The organism is Amycolatopsis sp. NPDC005003 (genome assembly GCF_053600695.1).
Genome location: NZ_JBSGAI010000008.1, coordinates 209,069 through 234,726, shown reverse-complemented (window position 1 = coordinate 234,726; position 25,658 = coordinate 209,069). Strand labels below are relative to the sequence as shown.

At 70.2% G+C, this 25,658-nt stretch carries 21 protein-coding genes and 1 pseudogene; 9 read left to right on the top strand and 13 right to left on the bottom strand.

Annotation, left to right across the window (positions count from 1 at the left end):
* The first annotated feature begins 76 nt into the window (after positions 1 to 76).
* The 3 genes from ACWED2_RS12800 to ACWED2_RS12790 all read left to right on the top strand — a co-directional run bounded on the left by ACWED2_RS12800 (position 77) and on the right by ACWED2_RS12790 (position 3,336).
* A complete protein-coding gene (locus ACWED2_RS12800; RefSeq protein WP_449690599.1) occupies positions 77 to 1,315 on the top strand; it encodes a serine hydrolase domain-containing protein in 1,239 nt (412 codons plus the stop codon).
* Between the two features lie 390 nt (positions 1,316 to 1,705).
* Entirely contained in the window at positions 1,706 to 2,122 is a 417-nt protein-coding gene (locus ACWED2_RS12795; RefSeq protein WP_361103034.1) for a pyridoxamine 5'-phosphate oxidase family protein, read from the top strand.
* Positions 2,123 to 2,280: 158 nt separating this feature from the next.
* Positions 2,281 to 3,336, top strand: coding sequence for an AraC family transcriptional regulator (locus ACWED2_RS12790; protein WP_449690598.1), 1,056 nt, complete (start codon positions 2,281 to 2,283; stop codon positions 3,334 to 3,336).
* Here the strand turns inward: ACWED2_RS12790 and ACWED2_RS12785 are convergent.
* Genes ACWED2_RS12785 through ACWED2_RS12775 form a run of 3 tightly spaced genes read right to left on the bottom strand, consistent with a single transcriptional unit; the run spans position 3,333 to position 6,942 of the window.
* A complete protein-coding gene (locus tag ACWED2_RS12785) occupies positions 3,333 to 4,733 on the bottom strand; it encodes an aldehyde dehydrogenase family protein (protein WP_449690597.1) in 1,401 nt (466 codons plus the stop codon). The genes ACWED2_RS12790 and ACWED2_RS12785 overlap by 4 nt on opposite strands.
* A complete protein-coding gene (locus tag ACWED2_RS12780; protein ID WP_449690596.1) occupies positions 4,730 to 5,605 on the bottom strand; it encodes an SDR family NAD(P)-dependent oxidoreductase in 876 nt (291 codons plus the stop codon). The genes ACWED2_RS12785 and ACWED2_RS12780 overlap by 4 nt, the downstream gene beginning before the upstream one ends.
* Entirely contained in the window at positions 5,602 to 6,942 is a 1,341-nt protein-coding gene (locus ACWED2_RS12775) for a flavin-containing monooxygenase (protein ID WP_449690595.1), read from the bottom strand. Before ACWED2_RS12775 ends, ACWED2_RS12780 begins: the two co-directional genes overlap by 4 nt.
* A 225-nt stretch (positions 6,943 to 7,167) precedes the next feature.
* Here ACWED2_RS12775 and ACWED2_RS12770 point away from each other — a divergent pair, with 225 nt between their 5' ends.
* Entirely contained in the window at positions 7,168 to 8,388 is a 1,221-nt protein-coding gene (locus ACWED2_RS12770) for an MFS transporter (RefSeq protein WP_449690594.1), read from the top strand.
* 117 nt (positions 8,389 to 8,505) lie between these two features.
* Here ACWED2_RS12770 and ACWED2_RS12765 read toward each other — a convergent pair whose 3' ends face one another.
* From ACWED2_RS12765 to ACWED2_RS12735, 7 genes are read right to left on the bottom strand one after another with little or no spacing between them, the layout of a single operon-like run.
* Positions 8,506 to 8,730: a hypothetical protein gene (locus tag ACWED2_RS12765; RefSeq protein WP_449690593.1), complete on the bottom strand. Its 225-nt coding sequence runs from the start codon at positions 8,728 to 8,730 to the stop codon at positions 8,506 to 8,508.
* A gap of 12 nt (positions 8,731 to 8,742) precedes the next feature.
* A complete protein-coding gene (locus tag ACWED2_RS12760) occupies positions 8,743 to 9,549 on the bottom strand; it encodes an ABC transporter ATP-binding protein (protein WP_449690592.1) in 807 nt (268 codons plus the stop codon).
* A complete protein-coding gene (locus ACWED2_RS12755) occupies positions 9,546 to 10,562 on the bottom strand; it encodes an ABC transporter ATP-binding protein (RefSeq protein ID WP_449690591.1) in 1,017 nt (338 codons plus the stop codon). Before ACWED2_RS12755 ends, ACWED2_RS12760 begins: the two co-directional genes overlap by 4 nt.
* Positions 10,559 to 11,455, bottom strand: coding sequence for an ABC transporter permease (locus tag ACWED2_RS12750; protein WP_449690590.1), 897 nt, complete (start codon positions 11,453 to 11,455; stop codon positions 10,559 to 10,561). The genes ACWED2_RS12755 and ACWED2_RS12750 overlap by 4 nt, the downstream gene beginning before the upstream one ends.
* Entirely contained in the window at positions 11,452 to 12,396 is a 945-nt protein-coding gene (locus ACWED2_RS12745) for an ABC transporter permease (RefSeq protein WP_449690589.1), read from the bottom strand. The genes ACWED2_RS12750 and ACWED2_RS12745 overlap by 4 nt, the downstream gene beginning before the upstream one ends.
* A 23-nt stretch (positions 12,397 to 12,419) precedes the next feature.
* The gene (locus ACWED2_RS12740) at positions 12,420 to 14,072 is read right to left on the bottom strand and encodes an ABC transporter substrate-binding protein (RefSeq protein ID WP_449690588.1); all 1,653 of its coding nucleotides are present in this window, start codon (positions 14,070 to 14,072) and stop codon (positions 12,420 to 12,422) included.
* A gap of 38 nt (positions 14,073 to 14,110) precedes the next feature.
* Positions 14,111 to 15,790, bottom strand: coding sequence for an amidohydrolase (locus ACWED2_RS12735; protein WP_449690587.1), 1,680 nt, complete (start codon positions 15,788 to 15,790; stop codon positions 14,111 to 14,113).
* Between the two features lie 224 nt (positions 15,791 to 16,014).
* Here ACWED2_RS12735 and ACWED2_RS12730 point away from each other — a divergent pair, with 224 nt between their 5' ends.
* Positions 16,015 to 16,746 (top strand): TetR/AcrR family transcriptional regulator, encoded by a 732-nt coding sequence (locus ACWED2_RS12730; protein ID WP_449690586.1) that lies wholly within the window; start codon positions 16,015 to 16,017, stop codon positions 16,744 to 16,746.
* A gap of 429 nt (positions 16,747 to 17,175) precedes the next feature.
* Positions 17,176 to 17,410, top strand: a pseudogene (locus ACWED2_RS12725) (hypothetical protein); the annotation flags it as partial.
* Between the two features lie 27 nt (positions 17,411 to 17,437).
* Here the strand turns inward: ACWED2_RS12725 and ACWED2_RS12720 are convergent.
* Both ACWED2_RS12720 and ACWED2_RS12715 read right to left on the bottom strand, forming a co-directional pair.
* Positions 17,438 to 17,677: a hypothetical protein gene (locus ACWED2_RS12720; protein ID WP_449690626.1), complete on the bottom strand. Its 240-nt coding sequence runs from the start codon at positions 17,675 to 17,677 to the stop codon at positions 17,438 to 17,440.
* A gap of 343 nt (positions 17,678 to 18,020) precedes the next feature.
* Positions 18,021 to 19,964, bottom strand: coding sequence for an amidohydrolase (locus tag ACWED2_RS12715; RefSeq protein WP_449690585.1), 1,944 nt, complete (start codon positions 19,962 to 19,964; stop codon positions 18,021 to 18,023).
* 246 nt (positions 19,965 to 20,210) lie between these two features.
* Here ACWED2_RS12715 and ACWED2_RS12710 point away from each other — a divergent pair, with 246 nt between their 5' ends.
* Complete coding sequence (locus tag ACWED2_RS12710; RefSeq protein ID WP_449690584.1) at positions 20,211 to 21,737, top strand: APC family permease; 1,527 nt, start codon at positions 20,211 to 20,213, stop codon at positions 21,735 to 21,737.
* Positions 21,738 to 21,757: 20 nt separating this feature from the next.
* Here ACWED2_RS12710 and ACWED2_RS12705 read toward each other — a convergent pair whose 3' ends face one another.
* Positions 21,758 to 22,126: a TetR family transcriptional regulator C-terminal domain-containing protein gene (locus tag ACWED2_RS12705; protein ID WP_449690583.1), complete on the bottom strand. Its 369-nt coding sequence runs from the start codon at positions 22,124 to 22,126 to the stop codon at positions 21,758 to 21,760.
* Positions 22,127 to 22,208: 82 nt separating this feature from the next.
* Here ACWED2_RS12705 and ACWED2_RS12700 point away from each other — a divergent pair, with 82 nt between their 5' ends.
* A complete protein-coding gene (locus tag ACWED2_RS12700; RefSeq protein ID WP_449690582.1) occupies positions 22,209 to 23,549 on the top strand; it encodes an aspartate aminotransferase family protein in 1,341 nt (446 codons plus the stop codon).
* Complete coding sequence (locus ACWED2_RS12695) at positions 23,546 to 25,639, top strand: acetate--CoA ligase family protein (protein ID WP_449690581.1); 2,094 nt, start codon at positions 23,546 to 23,548, stop codon at positions 25,637 to 25,639. The genes ACWED2_RS12700 and ACWED2_RS12695 overlap by 4 nt, the downstream gene beginning before the upstream one ends.
* The last annotated feature ends 19 nt before the right edge of the window (positions 25,640 to 25,658 follow it).

Genomic DNA, 25,658 nt, shown 5'->3' with positions numbered 1-25,658 from the left:
ACGAGTGACGATCCCCGGCCGCCGTCCTGGCTGAATAGTTCCCAAGCCACAAGGGAAACAAGCCAAGGAGGACATCATGGGCCACCGAAACACCCGCTACACCGGAATGGCCGTAACCGCGGCGCTGGCCGCGCTCGCCCTCACCGTCGGTGCCGTACCGGGTGAAGCCGCCACGAACAACTCCGCGGCGACGAAGCTGGCCGCGTTGATGCAGCAGGACATCGACGCCGGCGCACCCGGCGTGGTGGTGCGGGTCGACGACGGCAGCGGGAAGCCGATCTCGATCGCCCGGCAGGCCGGATGGACCAGGCGCGACCACAAGCTCTCCGCCGACGACCAGTTCCGGATGGGATCGAACACCAAGACCATGGTCGGTGTGCTGGTCCTGCAGCTGGTCGCCGAGCACAGGCTGTCGCTGGACGACTCGGTGGAGAAATGGCTGCCGGGCCTGGTGCCGGACGGGCGGAACATCACGCTCAGGATGCTGCTGAACCACACCAGCGGCCTGTTCGACTACATCAAGGACCCCGGCGCCCTCGCCCACGTGATCGGCGCGGACCCGTCGCCGGTGACGCCGACGCAGTTGCTGGCAGTCGCGGCGCAGTACCCGCCGGTCTTCACGCCGGGCGCCCGCTACGAGTACAGCAACACCAACTACATCGCGCTCGGCCTGGTGCTGGAGAAGGCGAGCGGCCGGAAGTTCGCCACTCTCTTGCAGCGGCGCATCATCGAACCGCTCGGCCTGCGCGACACCTACCTGCCCGGCAACGGCGAATCCCGCGACGGCGACGAGTTGGCCGACGCCTACGAGCCTGACGCCGAACACCTGGCGCCGCTGCTGCCGCCGGGCGCCCCCGCGGGCACCTCGTTCGCCGGCCCGGCACGCGGCGACCACGTGCTGGTGACCTCGATCAGCCCGGGCTGGGCGTGGGCGGCCGGAGCCATCGTGTCCACACCGGCCGACGAGCAGAAGTTCCTGCGCGCGCTGGCGTCCGGGAAGCTGCTGCGACCCGCACAGCTCGCGGAGATGAAGAAGGCCGTGGTCGAGACGCCGGACGACCCGAACAGCGCACGGTACGGACTCGGCATCGAGGAGTACCACAGCCCGTGCGGCCCGGTGTGGGGCCACACCGGGGGAGTCGCCGGCTACTCCAGCCAGAACTACACCGACCCGACCGGCACCCGCTCGGTCAGCGTGGTCACCACGACGCTGTTCGCACTACACGCCCCCGAACTGGGCGCAGCGGACCAGAAAGTGGTCGACGCCGCGGTCTGCACCATGCTCGGCAAGCCGATTCCGGCCGCCGCCCACTGACACCGGCCAACCGGGCAGGCACCCGTGGAACGCCGGATCACGGCCGGCGTCGGCTGCTCGGGTGAGCCGGACACCCTCCGGCTCACCGGTGTCACGGAACTCCGTGTACTCCGCCGGTGCGCTGAACGGGCAACGCCGTGGAGCGGGGAAGAACAACGGGTCACCGGTCTCCTCGGAGATGGTCCCGGTCATGGACGTCTCCTGCAGTTCGTGCGGTCGGAGCGTTCGCGATGTTCTAACCTGACAGTTATCACCTTACGAGTGTCAGTTTAGCCTGGCGGGGCCGGGGGTCGCAGTGACGTCGCCGGCCCTGCTTCCGGTGGTCCGTCTTCGGTGTGATCTGGCGGATGGTGCCGTGTCCCGGGACCCGGGTCCTGGCACAATGGACTCGTGTCTGATGCTCCGTTGCCAGAAGCTGCCCTGGCTTTTCTTCGCAAGCCCAACCCGGCCGTCATGGCGACGGTCACGTCGACTGGTCGCCCCGTGTCGGTGGCGACCTGGTACCTCATCGAGGATGACGGACTTCTCATGCTGTGCATGAACGCCGACCGGGCGCGCCTGAAGCACCTGCAGAACAACGGTCACGTGTCGCTGACCGTGCTTGCGGCGGACGATTTCGGCACGCATGTTTCCGTCCAGGGCCACGTCGTGTCGATCAAGCCTGACGAGGGACTCGCCGACATCGATCGGCTCTCCCGGCACTTCCTCGGCAAGGACTACCCCGCCAGGGAGAATCCGCTGGTGACGGTCCACGTGGCGATCGATCGATGGTTCGGTTGGTCCGGAGGCCGGCCCCTCCAGTACTGACGCAAGGTCCGACCGCTGCCTTCGCCGGCAGCGTCCTCGAGACCGGATGCGGTGCCGATCGCTCCGTCGTGATGCAATGGACAGCGGTACGCAGCACGAGCGATCGCGAGATGGGATCGCCGGGGGAGCGAGTTGCTTCGCACAGTGGAGAAGATGCGATGTCCGACACCCCGGTCGCGGCGGAGTTCGCGGGTAGCAGTCGCAGTACTTCGGCCACTGTGCCGCCGAACATCCTGCGCGCCCTCGCCGTCACCGCCGGCCAGGACGGTGTCGACCTGCACCCGCTGTTCGCGAGCGTGGGCTTGGACGAGTCCCTGCTGTCCTCGCCCGCCTTGCGGGTCTCCTACCGGCAGGGCGCGGCGGTGATCGAGCGGACTCTGGCGCTGACCGGGGACGAGCACCTGGGCCTGCGGGTGGGCGCTGTGCAGCACCCCACCACCTGGGGTCTGCTCGGCTTCGCGCTGATGGCCAGCGACACGCTGGAGCATGCGATCACGACCGGCGTGAAGTACCAGAATCTGTCGGGGGCGATGCTCGTCTGGTCGGCCGGGTGGGAGCCGGACGGGTTCGTGGTCCGGGTGGCGCTGCCGGATCCGGCGCTGTACCCGGCCGTGGCGGTTTTCCTGGTCGAAGAGGCTTTCGCCAGCGCCGTCGCGCTCATCCGGCTCGCGGTTGGCGCGCAGTTCACGCCCGGCCGGGTCGAGTTCGCCTTCGCTGCTCCCCGCGATGGCGGGCCGTTCGACGAGCTGTTCTGCTGCCCTGTGGTCTTCGGGGCGGCGCACAACCGCCTTGTCCTCGAACCGGCCTCGGTGCGCACCGCCCTGCCGGGCCGCGATCCTGTCGCTCATACCTCGACGCTCCAGCTCCTGGACGGCGAGCTAGCGGAACCCCGGGGCCGTCAGGAGCTGCTGGAGCTGCTGGAGATCTCGATCGCGCAGGCGTTGCCGACGGTCCCGACCTTCGCCGAGCAGGCCCGCCGGCACTCGGCCAGCGAACGGACGTTGCGCCGTCGGCTGGCCGAGTGCGGCACCACCTACGAACAGCTGGTGGACGGCGTCCGGCGGGAGCGGGTCGAGCTGCTGCTCCGCCGGCCCGAGCACACCCTGCGCGACATCGCTCACCAGGCCGGGTTCTCCGACGAGCGGGCGCTGCGGCGGGCGGTGCGGCGCTGGCACGGCATCGGGCCGCTCGAGCTGCGCGACCGCCTCGGCTAGCGGGTCCGGATCCAGACCGTTTTCTCCCTGGTCCACTGGTCGAACGCCGTCGTTGACTTCTCCGCGCCCCCGAATCCGGACTGTTTCCAGCCGCCGAAGGGCGCGGTGAGGTCGCCCTCGCTGTAGGCGTTGACGGACACCACGCCGGCCTCGATGCCCCGGGCCAGGCGCACCGCCGCGTCGAGGTCCCGCGTCCAGACCGACGCCGCCAGTCCGTATGGGCCGGCGTTGGCCAGGCCGATTGCCTCTGCCTCGGTGGCGAAGACTTGCACGGAGACCACGGGACCGAACAGTTCCTCGGTCAGCACCACTTCGCCGGCCGGGACCTCGGTGAGGACGGTCGGCGGGTAGTAGGCGCCGTGCGGGTCCAGGCCGCCGGGCAGGTCCGGTGCGTGCACGCGGGCTCCGGCCGAGCGGGCCGCGTCGACCGCCGCGGCGACCCGATCCCGGGCAGCCGGGCTGATCAGCGGGCCGATCCGGGTTCCGGGATCCGCGGGATCGCCGATCGGCAGCTTCGCGGCCGCGGCCAGAAACCGGGCGAGCACCTCCTCCGCGATGTCCTGGTGGACCAGCACGCGCGAGCCCGCTGTGCAGTTCTGGCCCATCGTCAAGAACGCCGCCTCGATCATGTTCTCGACGAGTTCGTCGCCGAAGCCCAGCGCGTCGGCCAGCAGGATCTGCGGGCTCTTGCCACCCATCTCCAGGGAAACTCGCTTGAAGTTGGTCTCGGCGGCGTCCGCCAGGATGCGCCGCCCCACCGCCGTGGACCCGGTGAAGGACAGCGCGCCGACGCGCGGGTCACGGGCCAGGGCGGTGCCGGTGACCGGCCCGGGACCGGTCAGCACGGTGAGCACCCCGTCGGGCAGGCCGGCCTCGGCCGCGAGCCGGGCGAGGTGCAGCGTGGAGCGAGGCGTCGCCTCGGCTGGTTTCAGCAGCAAGCTGTTGCCCGCGGCCAGGGCCGGGCCGACCTTCCAAGCGGCCATGGCCAGCGGGTAGTTCCACGGCAGGATGGCCGCCCCGACGCCCACCGGCTCACGGCAGACGAGGCCGAGGTGCTCGGGCCCGGTCGGGGCGATCCGGCCGAACAGCTTGTCCGCCGCTTCGGCGAACCACCGGATCGACTCGATCGCGCCGGGGACGTCGCCGTCGCGGCATTCGGTGATCGGCTTGCCGCCGTCCTCGCAGTCGAGCCGGGCCAGCAGCTCGGCATCGCGTTCCATCAGCCCGGCCAGCCGCAGCAGGACCGCGGCCCGGTCCCTCGGCGCACGCCGGGACCAGGTGCCGGAGACGAACACCTCCTCGGCTCGCCGGGTCGCCGCCGCGACCTGCTCCGCGTCGAACACGGGGACGGTCGCGACCTGTTCGCCGGTGGCCGGATTGACGACACGCAGATTCACGCTTCCGCCACGAGTTCCCAGCGCCCGCCGTCGCGGCGGGCCAGTCCCCGGCCGCGCAGCTCTTCCAGATACCGGGCCATGCCCCGCTCGCCCTTCTTGCGGAACAGCGGGATGAGCCGCGGCAGCAGATTCGGCGCCAGCATCGCCAGGCGCACCAGGTAGGACTCGCTCGGTTTCGGATAGACCTCGAGCCTCGGCCGGTCCAGCAGCCGCAGCGCCGCTGCCACGACGTCGGCTGGCTGTTGGGGCGGGTCCTGGAACTGCAGGGCGTTGCCGCCGTCCACCGCCTCCTGGCGCAGCATCGGGGTGTCGGTCGCGGACGGCAGTACCGATCCCGCGAGGATGCCCTTGTCCCGGAGGTCGAGGGCGATCGACAGCATGGCGCCGCGCAAGCCGAACTTCGAGGCGGTGTAGATCGGGGTTTCCCCGAGCGGGAAGATGCCGCCCAGCGAGACCGTGGTGACCACCCGGGGGTCGGCTGCGGCCCGCAGCAGCGGAATCGCGATCCTCGTCGTGATCAGCGGGGACAGCAGGTTCAGCTCGATCTCGCGCCGGATGCTCTCGACGCTGCGCACGTCGAACCGTTCGGCACTGGTCATGCCCACGTTGTTGACGAGGACGTCCAGCCGGCCGTGCGCGGCCGAGACCCGGTCGAACAGTCTCTCCACCGCCGCCCGGTCCAGCAGGTCGCAGCCGATTCCGGTGTGCCCGGAGCCGGGCAGCGCGGCGGTGACCCGCTCGGCGCGGGCCGTGTCGATGTCGGCGACGAGGCACACGGCGCCCCCGGCGGCGAAGCGGTGGCACAGGGCGCTGCCGATGCCGCCGGCCCCGCCAGTCACCAAGATCACCTTGCCGCGCAATGGATAGCTCATGGCACGACCACCGGCGTCGGCTGGGCCGAAGGTGCCCGCCCCTGGGTGGGCCAGCCCATCCGGGCGGCGACCTTTCCCAGGTACTCGACGAACGCGCCGCTGTCGACGTACCCGGTGTGCCGGGGTGAGTCGACGAACTTCAGCCCGCCGGACAGGTCCGGCCGGTCGGTGCGGATCAGCTCGCCGAACCGGGCGGCGGCCGGCCGGCCGCGGCGGTCGTCGTCGACGAATCCGGCGATCAGCTGGGCCTGCGCGTCGAAGAGCTGGTAGGCGCCGGAGTTGGTTTCCACGAAGCCGACGCCGAACAGCCCGCGGTGCTCACGCGAAAACGCCGACAGGTAGAGGTCGGGATGCTGCTCGTCGCCGAAGTACTTCTGCGCCACCGGTACCTTGTGGACATACCCGGTGGCCAGCAGGATGAGGTCGAAGTCGTCGCTGGTGCCGTCGGTGAAGAACACCGTGTTGCCTTCGGTGCGGGCGATCCCCGGCTTCGCGGTGATGTCTCCGTGCTGCAGGTGGTGGATCAGCAGCGAATTGACCGCCGGGTGCGTCTCGAACAGCTTGTGGTCCGGCTTCGGCAGCCCGAGCCGTCGCGGGTCCCCGTTGAGGATGCGCAGCAGGAGCCCGAAGACGCGCTGTTCGAGCCACATCGGCAGCTTGGGTCCGCTGTGCGCCAGCGTGTCCACCGGCCGGCCGAACACGTGCTTGGGGATGAACCAGTAGCCGCGGCGCATGCTGATCACGGCGTGGTCGGCCGAGCGGGCCGCGTCGCAGGCGATGTCGCAGCCCGAGTTGCCCGCACCCACGACCAGCACCCGCTTGCCGCGCAGCTCGTCGGCGCTGCGGTAGGAGACGGTGTGCCGGATCTCCCCGGCGAATTCGCCGGGCAGCTCGGGAACGTTGGGGTGCCACTGCGCGCCGGTGCAGACGACGACCTGCCCGTGCACGCTCTCTCGGCCGTCGTCCCGGGTGATCGTCCAGGTGTCGTCCGCGTTCTTCGCCACGGACTCGACCCCGGTACCGAACTCGATCCGGTCGGTGAGCCCGTAGGCGTCGGCGAAGGAGCGCAGATACGTGAGGATCTGCTGTCGCGGCGGGTAATCGGCGAAGTGATCGGGCATCGGCCAGCCGCCGAATCCGGACAGCGTCCTGCTGGAGATGAAGTGGGCCGACTCGTACATCGGGCTGCCGGGATTGTCGATGTCCCACAGGCCACCGACGCCGCTGTGGCGCTCGATGTGCGTGTACGGCAGGTTCCGCTCCGCCAGCGCCCTGGCCACCGCCAGCCCGGCCGGTCCTGCCCCGATGACGCAGGTGTCGTAGGTCGGGTTCGTCACCGGCCCACCTCCTTTTCGCTCCTTCGTGGGTGTGAGACGACAGTAAGGAGGCGATGGCGGGAGGTAACGGGTTCTCGCGGCCACAGAGGGGACTCCAGCGGCCACGCGACCCCGGGTGGCCGCGAAGGTCCGCAATCCGGCCGACGGCGCCCTACGCGCCGCGTTCGCGGTCTTCTTACGGTTGCCGCTCAGTCCCCTGCAGCACCACGAGAACGAGGACGCGCCATGACCCTGTCCGGTCAAGATCCAGCGGAGAGCAAGGCCGGAGCCCGCCGGGTCACCGCCCTCGTCTTCGCGGCCCAGGGCACCGCGGTGGCGGCGGTGTCGACCACGATCCCGGCCGTCCAAGAGCGTTTCGGCCTGCCCGCCCTGGCCACCACCGCGATCCTCCTCGCCGTCGCGCTCGCCGCCGGCGCGGGCAGTTTCCTGGGTATGGCCACCGTCCGCCGCCTGGGGCCGGTCGCCGCGATGCGGAGCTGCGTCCTGGCCGTGGCGGCCGCGCTGCTGGGCATCGCCTGGGCTCCGGACACGACCGTCCTCGTCGCGGCGTACGTCCTTTTCGGACTGTCGGTCGGCGGCATCGACGTCTCCGCCAACACGCGGGCGGCGGCGGTCGAGCGCCACTACGGACACAGTATCTTCGCGTCCTTCTACGCGGTGTGGAGCTGCGCCGGCGTCGCCGCGGCACTCCTGACCGCCGGCACCAGCCGGCTGAACTGGCCCGTCGCGGACACCCTGGTGATCCAGGCCGCGGTCGTCGTCGTACTGGCGCTGGGCATCCGCTCGCACCGGCTGCCCGGCACCACGCCCGGGCGGGCACCCGCCGCGGTCGGCACGAGGATCTGGGGCAGGCTGGTGCCTTTCGGCATTGTCCTGCTGGTTGCCTACGTCATCGATTCCAGCGTGTCGACCTGGTCGACCGCCTATCTCCACGAGACGCTGGCCGCATCACTGGCCGCGGCTCCACTGGCCTATGCCGCCTACCAGGCGGGCACGGTGCTCGGGCGGGCCGGCGCCGATCGCCTGGTCCGCCGGATCGGACCGGTCGCGGTGGTCTGCTGGGCCGCCGCACTCACCGCCGCCGCGGCAGCGGGCCTCGCGTTCGCGCCCACCTGGCCGATCGCCGCCGCGGCCGCGGGCCTGACCGGGTTGGGCGTCTCGGCGTTCGCACCGTTGTGCCTCGCCTCCGCGGGCCGCCTCCAGCCGGACGCCGCCGAAGCGATCCTCGCCCGCCTGAACCTCTTCAACTACTTCGGCGTCATCGCGGGCGGAGCCGTCAGCGGAGTCCTCGGCTCCGCCGGACAGTTCCGCCTCGCCTACGCCGCCCCGGCCTTGCTGGTCCTCTTCCTCGTGGCCACTGCCCGGTCCTTCACACCGGTCAGGGCGGAGAGCGGTGCGGTCGGCGAATTCGCCGGTGGTGACGTGACCACCAACGTCACCACGTAGACCGTACGACAAGACGACCCTCGCGCCGACTGAGGTGCCCCTGAGGCTCCCCCTGAGGAGTGGACACCGAGTTATACGGTGGCTCTCCGGAGTCCGTGATGTCGGCGCTGTGACACGCTAGGACGGCGGCCGCAGCACCTCCACGCGGGGCAGCCGGACGTCGCCGTGGGTGCGGGCGTCGGCGTGCGCGTGGAGCTGCCCGGCCAGTTCGGCGACCAACCCGGCGAACTCGTGCTGGCGTTCCACGGACAAGCGCCCGGAGAGCAGTTCGGTGATGAATTTCGGGAGCTGCTTCTCGAGTCCGGTCAACGCCCGGACCAGCTCGGCGGTTTGGCGGTTCATCTCGGTTCTCGCTCAAGAGTGTTCGCCGCCGGCCGGAACCCAGCCGGGACGTGGGGTGGAGGCCAGCAAAAGCTTGGTGTAGTCCTCGCGTGGCCGGCCGAGGATGTCGTCGACACTGCCCTGTTCGGTGATCCGCCCGTGCCGCAGCACGATCACGTCGTGCGCGATCTGGCGGACCACGGCGAGGTCGTGGGTGATGAACACGTAGGCCGTGCCCGTCTGCGCCTGCAGGTCGTTGAGCAGGTTGAGCACCTGGGCCTGCACGGACACGTCCAGCGCCGACACCGCTTCGTCGAGGACGAGCACCGGGGGCTCGGCGGCGAGCGCCCGCGCGATCGCGACGCGCTGCCGTTGTCCGCCGGACAACGAACGGGGCGTGACCGTGGCGTGCCGGGCAGCCAGCCCGACGGCGTCCAGGAGCTCCAGGACCCGCCGTCGGCGGTGGGCGCGGTCGAGCCGGGTGTGCAGAGCGAGGGCTTCGGCGACGGCGTCGCCGATGGTCTGCCGGGGGTCGAGGGAGGTGAACGGGTCCTGCGCGATGAGCTGGAGCTGTGAGCCGCGGTGCCGGCGGGCCCGGGTCGAGCGGGCCGGCCGGGTGCGGTCCTCACCGCACACCTCGACGGTGCCGGAGGTGGCCGCGTGCAGGCCGGTCAGCATCGCGCCGATGGTGGACTTCCCGGCTCCGGACTCGCCCACGAGGGCCAGGGTCCGGCCCGGCAGCAGCGTGAAGGACACGTCGTCGACGGCGGTGTGCGCCGCCTCGCCGTGGCCGTAGCGCTTGACCAGGTTGTTCACCCGGATCACCGGATCGCCGTTCATGACCGCTCACCACCCACGGAAGCCAATACGGAGTCGAGCGTTCCCGCGGCGATCTCGTCGGCGCGGTGGCAGGCGACCGTGCCACCGGAATGGGTCGTCCGCTCCGGGAACGCCGTGCCGCAGACCGGCAGCGCGGCCGGGCAGCGCGTGGCGAAGGGGCAGCCGGGGCCGGCGTCGGCGGCGGAGACCGGCGCGCCGGGGATGACCGGGATCCGGGGCAGCCGGACGTCGACCGGGGGCCGGGACGCCAGCAGCCCCCGGGTGTACGGGTGCCGCGGTGCCTGCCGGATCGTCGCGCTGTCGGCGACTTCGAGCACCTGCCCGGCGTAGAGCACGACGATCCGGCCGCAGACGGCCATCGCCAGGTCGAGATCGTGGGTCACGAACAGCATCGCGATGCCGCGCTCCCGGCACAGCCGGTCGGTCAGCGCCAGCACGTCGGCCTGGGTGGTGACGTCGAGCGCGGTCGTCGGCTCGTCGGCGAGCAGCAGTGTCGGCCCGGTGAGCAGCACCGAGGCGATCATCACCCGTTGCAGCAGCCCGCCGGACAGCTCGAACGGGTACTGCCGCAGCCGTCGCTGCGGGTCGGGAATGCCCATCCGGCCGAGCATTTCGACCGCGGCGGTGGTGGCGGCGGCGAGGTTCTCGCCGCGGTCGCGGGCCGGTTCGAGCAGGAAGTCCCCGACGGTGTGCATCGGGTTGATCGCGGCCCGCGGGTCCTGGAACACGTACCCGACCTCGGTCTGCCGGTAGCGGCGCAAGTCCTTGCCGCGCAGCCGGTTCACGTCCTTCCCGCCGACGCGGACCTCGCCGGTGACGTGGGCCGCGGGCGGGGTCAGGCGGGCGATGCTGCGCAGCGTCATCGACTTGCCCGACCCGGATTCGCCGACGATCCCGACCGCCTCGCCGGGCCGGACCGCCAGGTCGATGCCGTGCAGGATCGGCCGGTCGGTGCCGTCGTCGCCGAGGATGTCCAGGCGCAGGTCTTCCAAGCACAGCAGCGGTTCGGTCATCGCGCACCTGCCGAGAGGAGCCGTTTCCGGCGGGGGCGGACGCTCTCGCCGGACAGGCGTGAGCCGAGGACGAACAGGCTGAGCACCGTGGCCACGACCAGGGTGCCGGCGGCGATCACCTGCCCGGGGTGACCTTGGAGGATCGCGTCGCGGTCGCTGAGCATGACACCCCAGTCCGCCGTCGGAGCCTGCACGGCGAGGCCGAGGAACGACAGCGAGGCCAGGTCGATGAGGGCGTAGGCGAACGTGATCGTGGCCTGCCCGATGATCACCGGGGCGAGGTTGGGGAGCAGGTGCCGGCCGGCGATCTTCACCACGGACTGCCCCTGGATGGTGAGCGCGTGGACGTAGGGCAGGTGCCGCTCGTGGTCCGCCGCGGTCGTCGTCAGCCGGGCGACGTAAGGCAGGTAGGCGATGGTCAGCGACAGCGCGGCCGGCCAGAGCCCGGGCCCGAACAGGGCGATGGTGAGGATGGCCAGCAGCAGCCCGGGGATCGCGAAGACGATGTCGAGCACCCGCGTGATCAGCCAGGCGACGGCGCCACCGTGCCAGGCGGCCGCCAGCGCCAGCGGGATCCCGACCAGCAGGGACAGCAGCACGATGACGGCCGGCCCGAGCAGGCTGGTCCGCGCCCCGAAGATCAGGCGGGAGGCGATGTCCCGGCCGGTCGCGTCCGTGCCCAGCCAGTGCGCGCCGCTCGGCGGGGCGAACGCGGCCAGCAGGTCGCCGTGATCGGGGTCGGCGGGGGCCAGCAGCGGCGCGAACAACGCCACCAGGGCGACGGTCACGACGACCGCGAGGGCGAGCCAGCCCGTGAAGCCGAGGCGCAGAGACTTCCGGCGCCCAGTAGCGGCGACCTCGGTGGTCGGCAGCGTGACAGCGGGGGCGCTCATGCGACCACCGCCCGGCGCAGCCGCGGGTCGAGCCGCGCGACCAGGAGATCGGCGACGAAGTTGATCAGGACGAAGGCGGCGACCAGGAGCAGGCAGGTCGCCTGGACCACCGCGAAGTCCTTCTGCTGCACGGCGTTCAGCAGCACCTGCCCGACCCCGCCGAGACCGAAGGCCTGCTCGACGACGACGGCGCCGGCCAGCAGCCCGGCGATCTGCAGGCCCGTCACCGAGATGATCGGTCCGGCGGTGTTGCGCAGCACGTGGCCGCGGATCAGCCGGGGCCGGGACAGTCCCCGGGCGATCGCCGTCTGGACGTGGTCGGCCGCCAGCTGTTCCCGGGCGCCGGCCCGGGTGATGCGGGCGAGCAGGCCGCTGGCGATGACCGCGAGGCTCACCGCGGGGAGGGTGAGGCCGCGCAGCCAGCCGCCGGCGCCGTCGGCCAGGCCGTAGCTGGGGAACCAGCCGAGGCCGACCGCGAACACCGAGACGGTGACGCCGGAGGCCACGAAGGCGGGGATCGCCGTCGCGACGGAGACGCCGAAGCCGACCAGCGCGTCCACCGGGCCGGGCCGCAACGCCGACAGCAACCCGAGCCCGACCCCGGCGACGACGATGAGGACGGCCGCGTAAGAGACCAGCGCGGAGGTGACGGCCAGCGGGTGCGCCAGCAGCGAGGTCACCCGCTGCTGGGACACGATCGACGTGCCGAGGTCGCCGTGCAGCACGTCGGAGAGCCAGCGCGCGTACCGGGTGAGGAACGGCTGGTCCAGGCCCAGGTGGTGGCGGATGGCCGCGCGGGTCTCCGGGGTCGGGGTCCGGGAGCCGAACATGACCGACTCCGGGCTTCCGGGGGAGACGTAGATGCTGGAGTAGATGACGAAGCTCGTGACGAACAGCGTGACCACCAGCCCGGCCAGCCGTTTCAGCGTGAACCTGAGCATTTCACCTCCTGGTTTTCCGGGGCCTACTTGCCGCCGACGGCGGCGGCCCAGGGGGAGGTCATGTAGGAGAAAGTGAGCGGGGCGCCGGTGAGCTGGTTGCTCTGGAAGACGATGGCGCGCGGCGTGACGATCGGGATCGACGGGAGATCGGCCGCGAGGTGGGTCTCGGCATCGAGGACGAGCTTGGCACGCGCGGCCGGGTCGGCGGTCTGGGCGGCCTGGTCCAAGGCCTTGTCGACGTCAGGATTGCTGTAGCCGCTGAAGTTCGTCGCGCCGCCGGTGCCGCCGGAGAGCTGGTCCATGTTCGCCGGCTCGGGCAGCTCGACGTAGTTCAGGGTGAGGAACAGGTCGAACGGGGCCCGGGCGCCGGGGTCGACGAACATCGACCCGTACTGCTGGTTGGGCACACCGACCAGGTTGAAGGTGATCCCGATCTGGGCGGCCTCCTGCTGGAGCACCGTCGCCAGCTGGACCAGCTGCGGGTTGCCCGACGGGTACCCGAGGGTGAGGGTGGCGCCGGTGGCGTTCGCCTGCTGCACCAACGTCTTCGCGGCGGCCACGTCCGGCTTCTTGACTTGCTGCTGGTACGCCGCCTTGAAGGCGTCCTTCGCATAACCCCACAGGCCGGGCCCGACGATCTTGTACAGCGGGTCCGACACACCCTTGAAGATGGTTTTCGCGATCGCCTCCCGGTCGATGACGCCGGAGAGCGCCTGCCGGACCCGCGGGTCGGCCCCCGGGCCCGTGTTCTTCGACATCAGCAGGTCCAGGTTCACCGGGGTGGACCCTTCCTCGCCCACGTACACCTGTCCGGTGGTGGCCGGGCGCAGCTGGTCGAGCAGGTTGCTCGGCAGGTTGAACGCGCCCTGGATCTGCCCCGAGGTCAGGCCGTTGACCAGCGCCGAATCGTCCGCGGCATAAACGAAGTTGAACGTTTTCGCGTGCGCCTTGTGCGCGGTGTCCCAGTAGTCGTCGTTACGGGTCAGCACGAGCTTGGTGGACCCGTCGTACGAGGTGAACTTGTACGGGCCGGTGCAGACCACCCCGGCGTCCGGACTGCCGAACGCCTCCTTCTTGGCTTCGGCGAACTTCTTCTCGACCACCGCACCGGCCAAAGTGGACAGGGTGTCGAGGAACGTCGGCGACGGCTGGGTGAACGCGATCGTCACCGTGGCGGGATCGGTGGCGGAGATGGACTTGACCTTGGCGAAGTTGTTGCGGTAGTTGGAGGCGACCTTGTCGTCGAGGTTGCGGTTGAGGCTGTAGGCGGCGTCTTCGGCGGTCATCGGCGCGCCGTCGGAGAACTTCACGCCCTGGCGCAGCTTGAGCACCAGGGTCGTCGGGTCGGCGAAGGTGTACGACTCGGCCAGGCCGGGGGAGCGGGAGTAGTCGGGCGCGACCCGGATCAGCGGTTCGCAGATGTTCGGAATTGCTGTCTCTTCCGGATAGTCCTCCACTTTCACCGGATCGAGGGAGAGCAGCGGGCGGTAGTCCCCGGACCAGGTGATCGTGTCGACGTCCTTGGTCGCGGTCCCGGTGGAGGCCTGGCCGGCGGCGATCGCGGAGACCGCGCCGCCCGAGGCCGGGGAGCCGGAACCGCTGCAGGCGGTCAGGGCGAGCAGGGCGGTGCCGGCGAGGCAGGTGCCGGCCAGCCGCGCGGGGCGGTGCTGGTTCATGAGTACCTCTTCGTGTGCCGGGGCTGTTTTTCGGGGGATCAGTCGGATTGGTGGACGAGCCGGCCGTCCACGTAGGTGCGGGCGACCCGTGCCCGGGCGATGTGCATCGGCGGGCCGTCGAAGAGGTCCCGGTCGAGGACGACGAGGTCGCCCCGCATGCCCGGCCGGATGGTGCCGGAGAGGTGCTCGACCCGGTTGGCCCAGGCCGACCCGGCGGTGTAGGCGGCGACCGCGACCGGCAGCGAGAGGCTCTGCCGGGGGGCCAGCGGATCGGTTCCGGCCGGGGCGTCGTCGAGGATCCGGTTGACCGCCACGTGGATGCCGGCGATCGGATCCGGGCTGCTGACCGGCCAGTCACTCCCCATGACGAGGGTGGCGCCGTCGCGGTGCAGCTCCCCGAACGGGTACAGCCGGGCCGTTCGCCGCGAGCCGAGGAACGGGATGGTGAGTTTGTCCATCTGCGGTTCGTGACGGGCCCACAGCGCCTGCAGGTTGGCCGCCGCGCCCAGCTGCCGGAAGCGGGCGATGTCCTCCCGCCGGACCACCTCCAGATGGGCGAGCATGTGCCGCCCGGCGGAGAAGCCGTTGGCCGTCCGCGCTTGCGCGATCGCGTCGAGGACGTCGCGCACCGCCCGGTCGCCGAGGGCGTGGAAGTGGACGTCGAAGCCGGCCGCATCCAGGGCAACGGTGGCGCGGCACAGGGTTTCCGGGTCGAGGAAGCTGATCCCGTGGTTGCCGGTGGCGTGGCCGCAGCGGTCGAGGTAGGGCTCCAGCATGGCGGCGGTGAACGTCTCGATCACACCGTCCTGCATCACCTTGACGCTGTGCACCCGGTACCGGTCGCCTTCGGCCTCGGCGTCCTTGCGGATCTCGGTCAACCGGGCCACCTGTGCCTCGATTTCCCCGATCGCGCAGGCCCGGTCCCACCACAGCGCCCCGGACACCCGGGCGGTCAGCCACCCTTCCCGCTGTGCGCGCAGGTAGGCGTCGTGCACCGACGGCTTGCCCGAGGGGCCGTCGACCCGGACGAGGGCGTCCTGCCAGCCCACGATGCCGAGGGAATGCAGGTACCGCTGGGCTTCCCGCAGTCCCTCGTCGTACTCCTCCTGGGTGTCTTCGGGCAGGAAGGGCGCGATCAGGTCCATCGCGCCTTCGTGGAGCAGGCCGGTCGGGACGCCGTCGGCGTCACGCTCGATCCGGCCGTCCGCCGGGTTCGGCGTGTCCGGGCCGATCCCTGCCCGGTCCAGCGCCGCGGTGTTCACCCAGGCGGAATGGTGATCCCGGTTCGGCAGGAAGACCGGCCGGCCGGGGACCAGCTCGTCGAGGAGCCGCCGGTCCGGCCTGCCGCCGGGGAACGAGTCCATCGACCAGCCGCCGCCGAGGATCCAGGGCCGGTCCGGGTGGCAGCGGGCGTAGGAGGCGATGATCTCCCGGCACGCGGCCGCCGAGCGGGCCCCGGTGAGATCGCAGCGCGCCCGTTCCAGCCCGCCGTTGACGGGGTGGGCGTGGGCGTCCACGAAGCCGGGCAGCAGCGTGCGTCCGTCGAGATCGACGACCTCGTCGGCCCGGGACAGGTGGTCTGCCACCGCGTCGTCCCCGCCGACGGCCACGATCCGGCCGTTCTCGACGGCGACCGCGGCGGCCCAGCTCCGGGCGGCGTCGGCGGTGAACACCCGGCCGTTGCGGAACACGGTCGTCGATGCGTCGTGGTGAGTCATGCGCGCAGCCCCTTCCTGGGGCGGGGTGCGGACCTCGTGGTCCGGAACTTGTGCCGAGACGTACGTCCGGCGGGCGGCGTGGCGCCGGATGCGGGCTCCTGGCCGTGGATCGGGGTGTGACCCACGTCCCAGGGTTCGAATTGAAGCGCGCCCGTACCGCGTTGTCAACACTGTTGACAACGTACCGTGTTACGATTCGCGCTTCGGTGAAACGGGGAGGTGACATGACCGAACGACAGCCCGGCGGCGCGAACGGATCACGGGCCCGGCGCGGCCGCACGAGCGCGCTCAGTGCGGACTTGATCGTCGACAGGGCGCTCGAGCTGGCCGAACGGGAAGGCGCCGCGGCCTTGACCATGCGCCGGCTCGGGGAGGAGCTGGGGGTCAACGCGACCGCGTTCTACCGGTACTTCCGGGACAAGGACGACCTCGTCCTGGCGTGCCTGGACCGGATCATCGGGATCGCCTACGCGGCCATCGAGCCGGGCCTCGACGGGCTGGACTGGCGGGGCGTCCTGCGCGCGGTCGCCGACCGGACCTGGCAGTCCTGCGAGGCGCACCCGGCCTTCTATTCGCTGGCGTTCTTCCGGACCACCGGCGGGCCGGGCGAGCGGAAGATGGTCGAACTGCTGGTGTCCACGCTCGCGGAGACCGGGCTTTCCCCGGAGCAGACCGTCTTGCACTACCGGCTGTTCGTCGACTCGCTGCTGGCGATGTGCGGGATGAAGGCGGGCATTCAAGCCTTGGACCCGCAGTTGCGGGAGAAGGACGCCAGCGCCTGGACCAGGATCTACGCGGTCCTCCCGCAGCAGGAGTACCCGGCCGCTCGCGCGCATGCCACCCACCTCGCCGAGGTGACCGAACGGGCCATCTTCGGCGCGGTCACGGATTCGGTGATCGCCCGCATCGACGAGTCCTTGCGCGGCGCCACTCGGTCCACGTCGGCGGACGCCTGAGCGCCGGCTACTTGGGCATGAGCTGCCTGGATCTCGCCACGCCATGGCGCGGTGCTTTCGGGGCATGTATGCGGTCGTCGTGCTCCCCAAGATGATCACTGTGCCTGGCCCGAGGTGACTTGGCCACGTTGGTCGCGCTGGAGGCCGAGCACGCCGCTCCGGCCGGGGCGGAGCCGCAGCCGGAGCGGGTTCCGCGGTGCCCTGCGGCAACTGCGAGCGACCCGAGCCTTGCTGGCCGGGCCTTGGCTGTTGGTGTCGCTGCCCTGGTGGACAACGTCGCCGTCGCCCAGCTTGGCCAGGTCCGCGGGCTCAGATCGAGAGCTCGATGAGCTGGCCGTTGTATTCGGCGCGGGCGCCGCCGTAGTTGAAGGCGCCGTAGCAGTTGCGTTGGAACGAAGAGTGATGCGATCAGCCTTGGCGGTCGTTTGGTTGTTGAACAAGGGGTTCCGACCGTCTCAACAGGATCGCTCGGGCAAGGAGTTCAAGCTGCTGACCGAGGCGATGGGACTGGAGCTGCTGCGTCCCGACCGTCGCGACGAGACTGCCGCAACGGCAATCTCGTCGCGGCGGTCGGCGCGTCGAGTCGGGCAACCAGATCCTCGAAGGCCGGCTCGATCTCGAAACCCGTCTCACCGGAGGGCCCGGTGACGTGTTGCCTGCGGGGCCGACCCCGGCTGTCTCCGGCCCTGGGTCAGAGCGAAACCTGAACGGTCTTGGTGTCGTCGGCCACCACGTCTGCCGTGCCACCGAAGGCGCCGCTGTAGCACCCCATGGTCGAGACAAGGCGGATCGTCGCACCCTTGGGGGCCACCATCTCGATGGTCGGGGTGCCCTGCGAAGCAGCCGAGCACTGGTAAAAGCGCTCACCCACGACGCGGTAGATCACCGACGGGTACTTCGCAACGCTGTTGTGAGTGACCTGGATGGTCACGGTGACGGTCTCCGTTGCGGCGCCGGCGGGGGTCGCTCCCACACCGGTGGCAACGGCAGCAGTCGCCAGCAGTCCTGACACAGCGATCTTTGCTTTGGGGGACAACACAGTCCCAACTCCTCTGCTTGATGCCGAAATACGTGATGGACAGGTAAACATCGTAGATCACATCTACGCCCTTCGACCCCTGCCGACTGGCGGTAGCCGACCTGCCGGTCGGCGGTACCGACCCCCGCCGGCCGGCTGGTTTCGCGGGACTGCTTCGGAGCCGGCGCAGACCTGTATCACGCGTCGAACAACGACTTCCGTCCGAAGTGGACGAACCGGAGGTGTCGGGTAGGGACTACGATGCGAATGCCGGGTCGGTGTACACGATCTTGCCGCCGACCATCGTCAGCAGCGTCTTCGTCGCGGCGACGTTCGCGTCGAACACGAGCTGCATGTGCTTGCTGCGAGCGTGCGGGTCGCCGTGCCGGAGGGCGCGGGACACGTCGAACAGGCCACGTTGGTCGTGGTCGAGCACGATCAGGTCGGCGAGCTTCCCCTCCCTGATCGACCCGGTCTCGTCGTCGCGATGCATCTGGTAGGCGACGCCGATCGTCGCCGCCTTCACCGCCTGCGGGAAGGTGACCATGTTGTGCTCGCCGAGCCGGCCCTCGTAGATCGCGCGCTTCGGGTCGGCCCGTCCTTGCCGGGTCGTGGCCTGCTCGATCGCCGTCCACGGCTGCCACGGGGGAGTGACCGGCCAGTCGTTGCCGATGGCCAGGATCGCGCCCGCCCTGACCAGGCGGCCGGCGGGGTAGATCTCGGCCATCGACTCGGGGGCGAGGTATCCCTCGGTCGCGTCGATCGTCCACATGTTGCGCTCGAACCAGACCGGCGACATGCTCGCCACGACCCCGAGCCGGCCGAACCGCCGGATGTCGTCGTCGCGGACGAACTCGTTGTGTGCGATCGTCGCGCGGCGGTCCCACCGCGGGTTCCGCGCGTTGATCGCCGCGATGTTGTCGAGTGCCTCGCGCACCGCTCGGTCCCCGATCGCGTGCACGTGGAGAGACCAGCGTGCTTCGTCCAGCTTGGCGAACCCGAGCGTCGCGTCCGAGCACGACGGGTCCTCGCCCCGCCGGTCACCCGGTACGAAGACCGGGTTCTGCGGTGTCCCGATGTTCTTCCGGTACGGCTCGATCATCGCCGCGGTCTGCCCGGGGTACTCCGCCACGCCGTCGGCGAAGATCTTCACGGTGTCGACCGTGATGTCGCCGGGGCTCGCCGGGCTGCGGTAGCCGTCGTACTCGGCGCGCACGGCGTTCAGTTCGGCGATGACCTTGTCGAGGACGGCCGGATCCCTCTCGCCCCGGACCGCGTCGGCCGAGATGGCCTGGTTGACGCGTACGGTGAGCTTCCCGTCATCGGCCAGCTGCTTCAGCTCGGGCGACGCCGCGAAGCCGGGGTGCTGGATGGAGGTGATCCCGACACGGTTCGCGTTCCGGTAGTCCTCGAGCGCCCCGTCCTCCTCGGCCCCTCCGTCGGGGAAGGGACCCCAGTCGGCGGAGAAGTCGGCGAACTGGCCGTTGGGGTATCCGTCCGGGTCGCGGCCGATGAAGCCGCCCGGCGGCTGGGGGGTGTTCGCGTCGAGGCCCGCGTTCCGGATCGCCTTGGTGTTGGTGAAACGCTGGTGCTCGCCCATGTCGCCGACGACGATCGGCCGGGTCGTCCCCGTGCCGAACTCGTCCTCGGACGGGTTCTTGCCGAGCCGGTCGAGGTGGTGGCGGGTCAGCGTCGTGCCGCGCGGCAGCATTCCGTTGACGTTGAACTGGGTCGCGGACAACACGTAGTTGGTCTTGAGATGCGGTGCCTGGTCGGCGCGGAGCAGGCAGGCCTTGAGCTTGGCCAGCACCGCCTCGACCGTCCCGCCCTCGTAGTCCATCCGGCACGTGCCCCGTGCCCCGCTGTGGAGGTGCCCCTCGCCCAACCCCGGCATCAACATCCTGCCGTCCAGGTCGATCACCCGGGTCCTGGGGCCGATCAACCGTCGCGCGTCGCGGCTGCTGCCGACGAACGCGATGCGGTCATCCTTCACCGCCACGGCGCCGGCCCAGGCGACGTCATGGGACATGAGATTCCCGCGCTCCGGATAGAGCAGCACCTGCCCGTTGAGAAAGACGGTGTCGGCCGCCCGGCTTCTGGCTGAAGCCGTGTCGGTGGGCACCAACACGGACGTGGACACCACCAGTCCGGCCGCCAACACGGCGCGGCGCGGCAGCGCTGAACTGTCTTGTTCACTCATCCAGGTCTCCAGCCAGTTGTGGTGTCAGCACGTTCAAGTGCGCCGAACGGCGACGCCGCCCGCGTCGCGACGATCGCGGCCGGTGGTCAGAGGGCTTTGACTGAACATGCAGTTTAAATCGGACATTGACACCGGACAAGACTGAATGAAGGTTCAGTTGAAACTTGAGGTCAAGGTCTTGCACGAGCGTTCGGTCCATCCTACAGTCCGAGCTCACTGAACATTCATTCAAACATGGGTGGTGCCATGACAGAGCGCTCGCTACTCACCACCGATCTGGCCGCCGAACAACAGGGCAGGCTGCACCGAACGTTGGGTCGCGTCGACCTGGTGTTCCTGCTCATCGCCGCAGTCGTCTCGATCGAGGTCCTCGGGCAGGTCTCGAGCTTCGGTGGGCAGACCATCACCTGGATCGTGGTACTGGCCATCACCTTTCTGCTCCCGTACGCGATGGTCTTCGCGGAGATCGGTGCGCTGCACACCGATGAGGGAGGTCCCTATGTGTGGGTCAAGGCGGCATTCGGACGGATCGCCGCGGCCGTCGCGACGATCCTCTACTGGGTCACCGTTCCCGTGTGGATCGGAGGTTCGATGGCCTTTCTGGCCTTCGAGACCTGGACAAGGTTCGTCGGGCACCTGCCCAGTGGAGGAGTAGCCGACTACCTGTTCAAGCTGGTCTTCATCTGGATCACCATCTCCTCGGCGATCATCAGCCTCAGGCGCGGCAAGTGGCTGCCGACGGTGAGCGCGATCGCCAAGGTCACCATGCTGGTGTTCTTCGTCGGCACCACGGTCATCTACGCGGCCCGGCACGGCGTGCAGGGCATCGGCTTCGGCGACCTCGCGCCCAGCACCGTCGGCTTCCTCGGCCTGGTGCCGGTGCTGCTCTACTCGTTCCTCGGTTTCGAGGCCGGGAACGGCGCGGGAGGCGAGATGCGCTCCGCCGCCCGCGACGTGCCGGTCTCCCTGGCCCGCTCCGCGGCCGTCGCGGCCGCCTGCTATCTCCTGCCGATCGCGGCGATCCTCGTCGTGCTGCCGAGTTCGGCGATCACCGGCGTGTCCGGGCTGATGGACGCCATCGTCACCGTGTACTCCGTCTACGGTGGCGCCGCGGACGTGATGATCACCGTGACCGCGGTGGCGTTCGTGCTGGTGCTGATCGGCCAGGGCTCCGCCTGGATGATCGTCAGCGACCGCACCCAGGCTACGGCCGCCGCCGACGGCGCCTTCTTCGGCGGCTTCTTCGGAGTGTTCTCCCGGCGGCTCGGCACCCCGCTGCGGATCAACGTGCTCACCGGGCTGGTCGCTTCGCTGTTCCTGGTCGCGGCGATGAACATGGTGGCGGGCACCGCCGGAGCCGTGTTCAAGGTGACGTTGAGCCTCTGCGTCAGCACTTACCTGATGGCCTACCTGCTCATGATCCCGGCCGCGGCGAAACTGCGCCGGCACCGACCGGCCGATGCGACGTCGTACCGGCTGCCGGTCTCCGATCGCATCTTCTCGCTACTCGCCTACGTCGCCACCGGCTGGGTCGTGCTGGGTTCCTGGGTGGCGCTGTTCCCGGGCACTCTCGAGGGATTGCTCGGCATCGACTACGACTTCGGGGAGAAGTGGGGTGTCTCCCGGGGCGCCTTCGAGTCCTTCACCCTCGGCACGCTGGCGGTGCTGCTGGCCCTCGGCGTCCTCGGATATGTCCGCGCCGCCCGGGTCCGCACGGCCTCCCCGCCGGTGGCGAGCACGCCGAAGGACCCGGATCCCGCCGCGACCGGCTGAGTGGTGCGGGCTGGCCGGCGTCACCACCCCAGGGCGGCGGAGGCGTAGGACATGGCCAGATCGCGGGCGAGCTCGGCGTCGACGTTCGGGTCGTCGAGTGCCGTCTGGATCATGAGCCCGTCCAGGATGGCGGCGAAGCCGACAGCGAACCGTTCGATGTCGCGGCGGGTGATCGGCAGCTCCCCGGCGATCCTGGCGATCATGGTGCGCCACCGCTGGTCCTGGGCTGCGCGAGTGGCGACCTCCTGGTGTCGGGTGGCCTGTGACCAGGCGTCGATCCACAGGGACCAGAGCCGACGCGAATCGACCTCGTGACGCTCGCGGGTCCTCCTGTCGCAGTTCAGTGGAGGGGTGCCGCACCCCTTGACAGACCATTCCGGCGCCTGCAAGTCTTGTCTGAACGTTCATTCAAATCATCGTCGAGGGTAGGTTCCCATGTCCAGGCCCCAGGATCCGCACGTCGTCGACGCGGTGGATCAGGTCATCTCCGAGCAGCAAGAGATCTTCCTGAAGCGCCAGCCGCGTAGCGCGGAGCTGGTCCGCGAGGCGGAGCAGGTGCTGGCCGGTGGCGCGACGTCGAGCTGGCAGATCGCGAAGCCGCAGGCCGTGTGGTTGAGCCACGGCGCGGGTTCGAAGGTCTACGACGTCGACGGCAACGAGTACGTCGACATGCATGGCGGGTACGGCGCCTCGATCGCCGGCCATGCCCACCCCGCCATCGTCGAGGCGGTCTCGGACCGGGTGCGGCGTGGGACGCATTTCGCGCAGCCGACGGAGGACGCCATCTGGGTGGCTGGGGAACTGGCCCGCCGTTTCGACCTGCCGTTGTGGCGTTTCGGCAACTCCGGCACCGAGTCCACGATGGACGCCATCCACCTGATGCGCACCGTCACGGGGCGCGACCTGTTCCTCAAGGTCGAGGGCGGCTACCACGGCCACCACGATGCGGTGCAGGTTTCGGTCATGCCCGACGCCGCCGAGATCGGCGGCCGTGAGCACCCCAACCGGGTCATCGCCAACGGCGGGATTCCCCGGGTCATCGCGGATCTCGCCGTCATCGTCCCGTTCAACGACCTGGCGGCTGTCGAGCGTGCCCTCGCCGAACACGAGGGCCGGATCGCGGGCATGATCGTCGAGCCGGTGATGATGAACGCGGGCATCATTCCCCCGGATCCGGGTTATCTGGCGGGCCTGCGCGACCTGTTGCACAAACACGGCGCTCTCCTGACCTTCGACGAGGTCAAGACCGGGTTCACCACCGGACCCAGTGGCGCCACCGGGCGCTACGGCGTCGTCCCGGACATCGTCTGCCTGGCCAAGGCCCTCGGCGGCGGCATCGCGGTCGCGGCCATCGGCGGCACCCGCGAGGTGATGGCCGCGATCGTCGACGGCAGGTACGTGCAAGTCGGCACCTTCAACGGCAACCCGCTGGCTATGGCCGCCGCACGCGCCACCTTGTCCGAGGTCCTCACCGACCACACGTATGCACGACTCGACGCGCTCGCCTTGTCGCTGCGCGAGCAGATGGAGCAGGCCATCGCCCACGCCGGGGTGCGGTGGAACGTCGTCAGCGTCGGCGCCAAGGGTTGTGTGACCTTCAAACCCGAGCCCGTCCGCGACTTCCGTGACTTTCTCGGTGTGGACGATCGGTACAGTCACGCGCACTGGCTCGTGCAACACAACGGGGGAGCGTTCCTGCCTCCGTGGGGCAAGGTCGAGCAATGGTTGCTGTCGGCCCAGCACGACCAGGCGGACATCGATCTCTTCGCGCAGAACTTCCGTGATTTCGTCACGGCGGTTTCACACCAGTGACCACACAGCACTACGCTTCCCGTTCCGGAACGCGGCCAGGCGAACACGAAGGCGAGCAGCCACGCACGGCCGGGTTGCGCGCCATCCTGGCACCTCGGTCGATCGCGCTCGTCGGCGCGTCGGCGCGCAACGTCGCACTCGTCACCAACGTCCAGCGTGGAACGCGCGATGCCATCGGCGTCCACCCCACCAGCACCGAGGTCGCCGGCCTGCGCTGCGTGCCTTCGATGGCGGCGCTCCGGACACCGCCTGAGCTGGCCGTGCTGGCGGTCGGCCCGTCGGCGATCGCGTCCGTCATGCGCGACGCGCTGGAGATCGGCGTGCGGTCGTTCGTGGTGCCAGGGCTCGGCGCCGAGTCCGGAACCGCCGGCCAGGACACCATTGCCGAGCTTCGCCGTCTCGCGGAGGACGCCGGCGCGGCCGTCCTCGGGCCGAACTGCATGGGTGTGGCGTCGCCGGGGCTGCCTTCGGCATGGATCGGAACGCTTCCGCCGTCCTTCACCCCCGGCCCGGTGGCCGTGGTGAGTCAGTCGGGTTCGATCGCCGACGCCTTCGTCGCGCTCGGCCCGCGACTGGGCTACCGCGGCGTGTTGTCGTGTGGCGCGGAGCTCAACCGGGACGCGGCCGACTGGATCGCCTACTTCGCCGCGGACCCAGGCACGCGGGTGATCGCGGTCTTCCTGGAGACGGTGCGGCGCCCGGACGCGTTCCGTGCCGCGTTGAGAGCGGCGGCGGAGGCCGACAAGCCGGTTGTCTGCCTGAAGATCGGGCGCAGCGAACAGGCACGCCGGGCCGCGCTGGCACACACGGGTGCGATCGTCGGGTCGCACGCGGCTTTCTCCGCGGTGCTGCGCTCCCACGGCGCCGTTCAGGTCGACGACCTACCGGACATGATCGAGCTGGTCCAGGTGTTCGCCACCGTGCCACGTCCACGCGGAACCCGGATCGGCGCGGTCACGGAGTCCGGTGCCGAGGCGGCCCTGCTCGGCGACCACGCCGAGCGTGCCGGTCTGTCGTTCCCGGAGTTGCCGCCCCACACGCGAGACCGGCTGGGTGCGGCACTGCCGCTGCTGCCACTGAGCAACCCCGTCGACCCGTGGGCCATCGCCGAGCCGGTGGCCGCTTTCTCGACCTCGATCGAAGCACTGGCCGACGCCGGCGCCTACGACATCCTGCTCGCGCAGGTCGACCTGTCACGCCACCGCGGTGCCGGCGAGCAGGCATGGTGTGCCGCCGTCGTCGAAACACTGGCGGAGGCGGGACGACGGACGAACACCTTCACCGCCGTCACCACGGTTCACCACACCGATCCACCTGACGAACTGGCCCGCTACGCCGCCGCCCACAATGTCTGCCTGCTCAAGGGAATCGGCTCGGGTCTCACCGCGATAGCCACGGCGACGCGCTGGCACGCGGTGAGTGCACACCCAACCCAGGCCGTGCTGGCGGCGCTGCCGGCAGGCACGGCCGAACAGTTCGCCGCTCGACCCGATGGTCCGTTGCCCGAGTTCGACTCCGCCATGGCGTTGGAGCAGGCGGGGGTCACGTTCGCTCGACGGGTTCGCGCCGGGTCGCCGGACGAGGCCGTCGAAGCGGCTCGCGACCTCGGGTTCCCGGTCGTGGTCAAAAAAGACGGCCCGGCGCACAAGGCACGCGAGGGCGGGGTCGTCCTCGACCTGCACACCGCCGAGGCGGTCCGCGATGCCGCCACGAAGCTGGGCGGGCGGGTCCTCGTGGCCGAGCAGGTGCCCCCGGGTCTCGAGGCGTTCTGCGGGATGGTGCGTGATCCGACGTGGGGACCCACGTTCGCGCTCGGTCGAGGTGGCGCCGACGTCGAAAGAACCGAGCCACTCGCCTTCGCCGGTCCGCTGTCGCCCGAGTTGATGCGCTCCGTGATTCGCGCCGCCGGACTCGAACGCTGGCACACACCGGTCGCCGCGGCGTTGCAGGCCATGGCGGCGGTGGCGCACGACCAGACTCGGGTGAGCGAAATAGACATCAACCCGATCATTTGCGCGCCGGACGGCAGCGCCCACGCTGTCGACGCCCTGATCGTCCTCACGGCCCAACCCGCTGACGGACATGCGTGAGATCAACTCGACCTGGAAG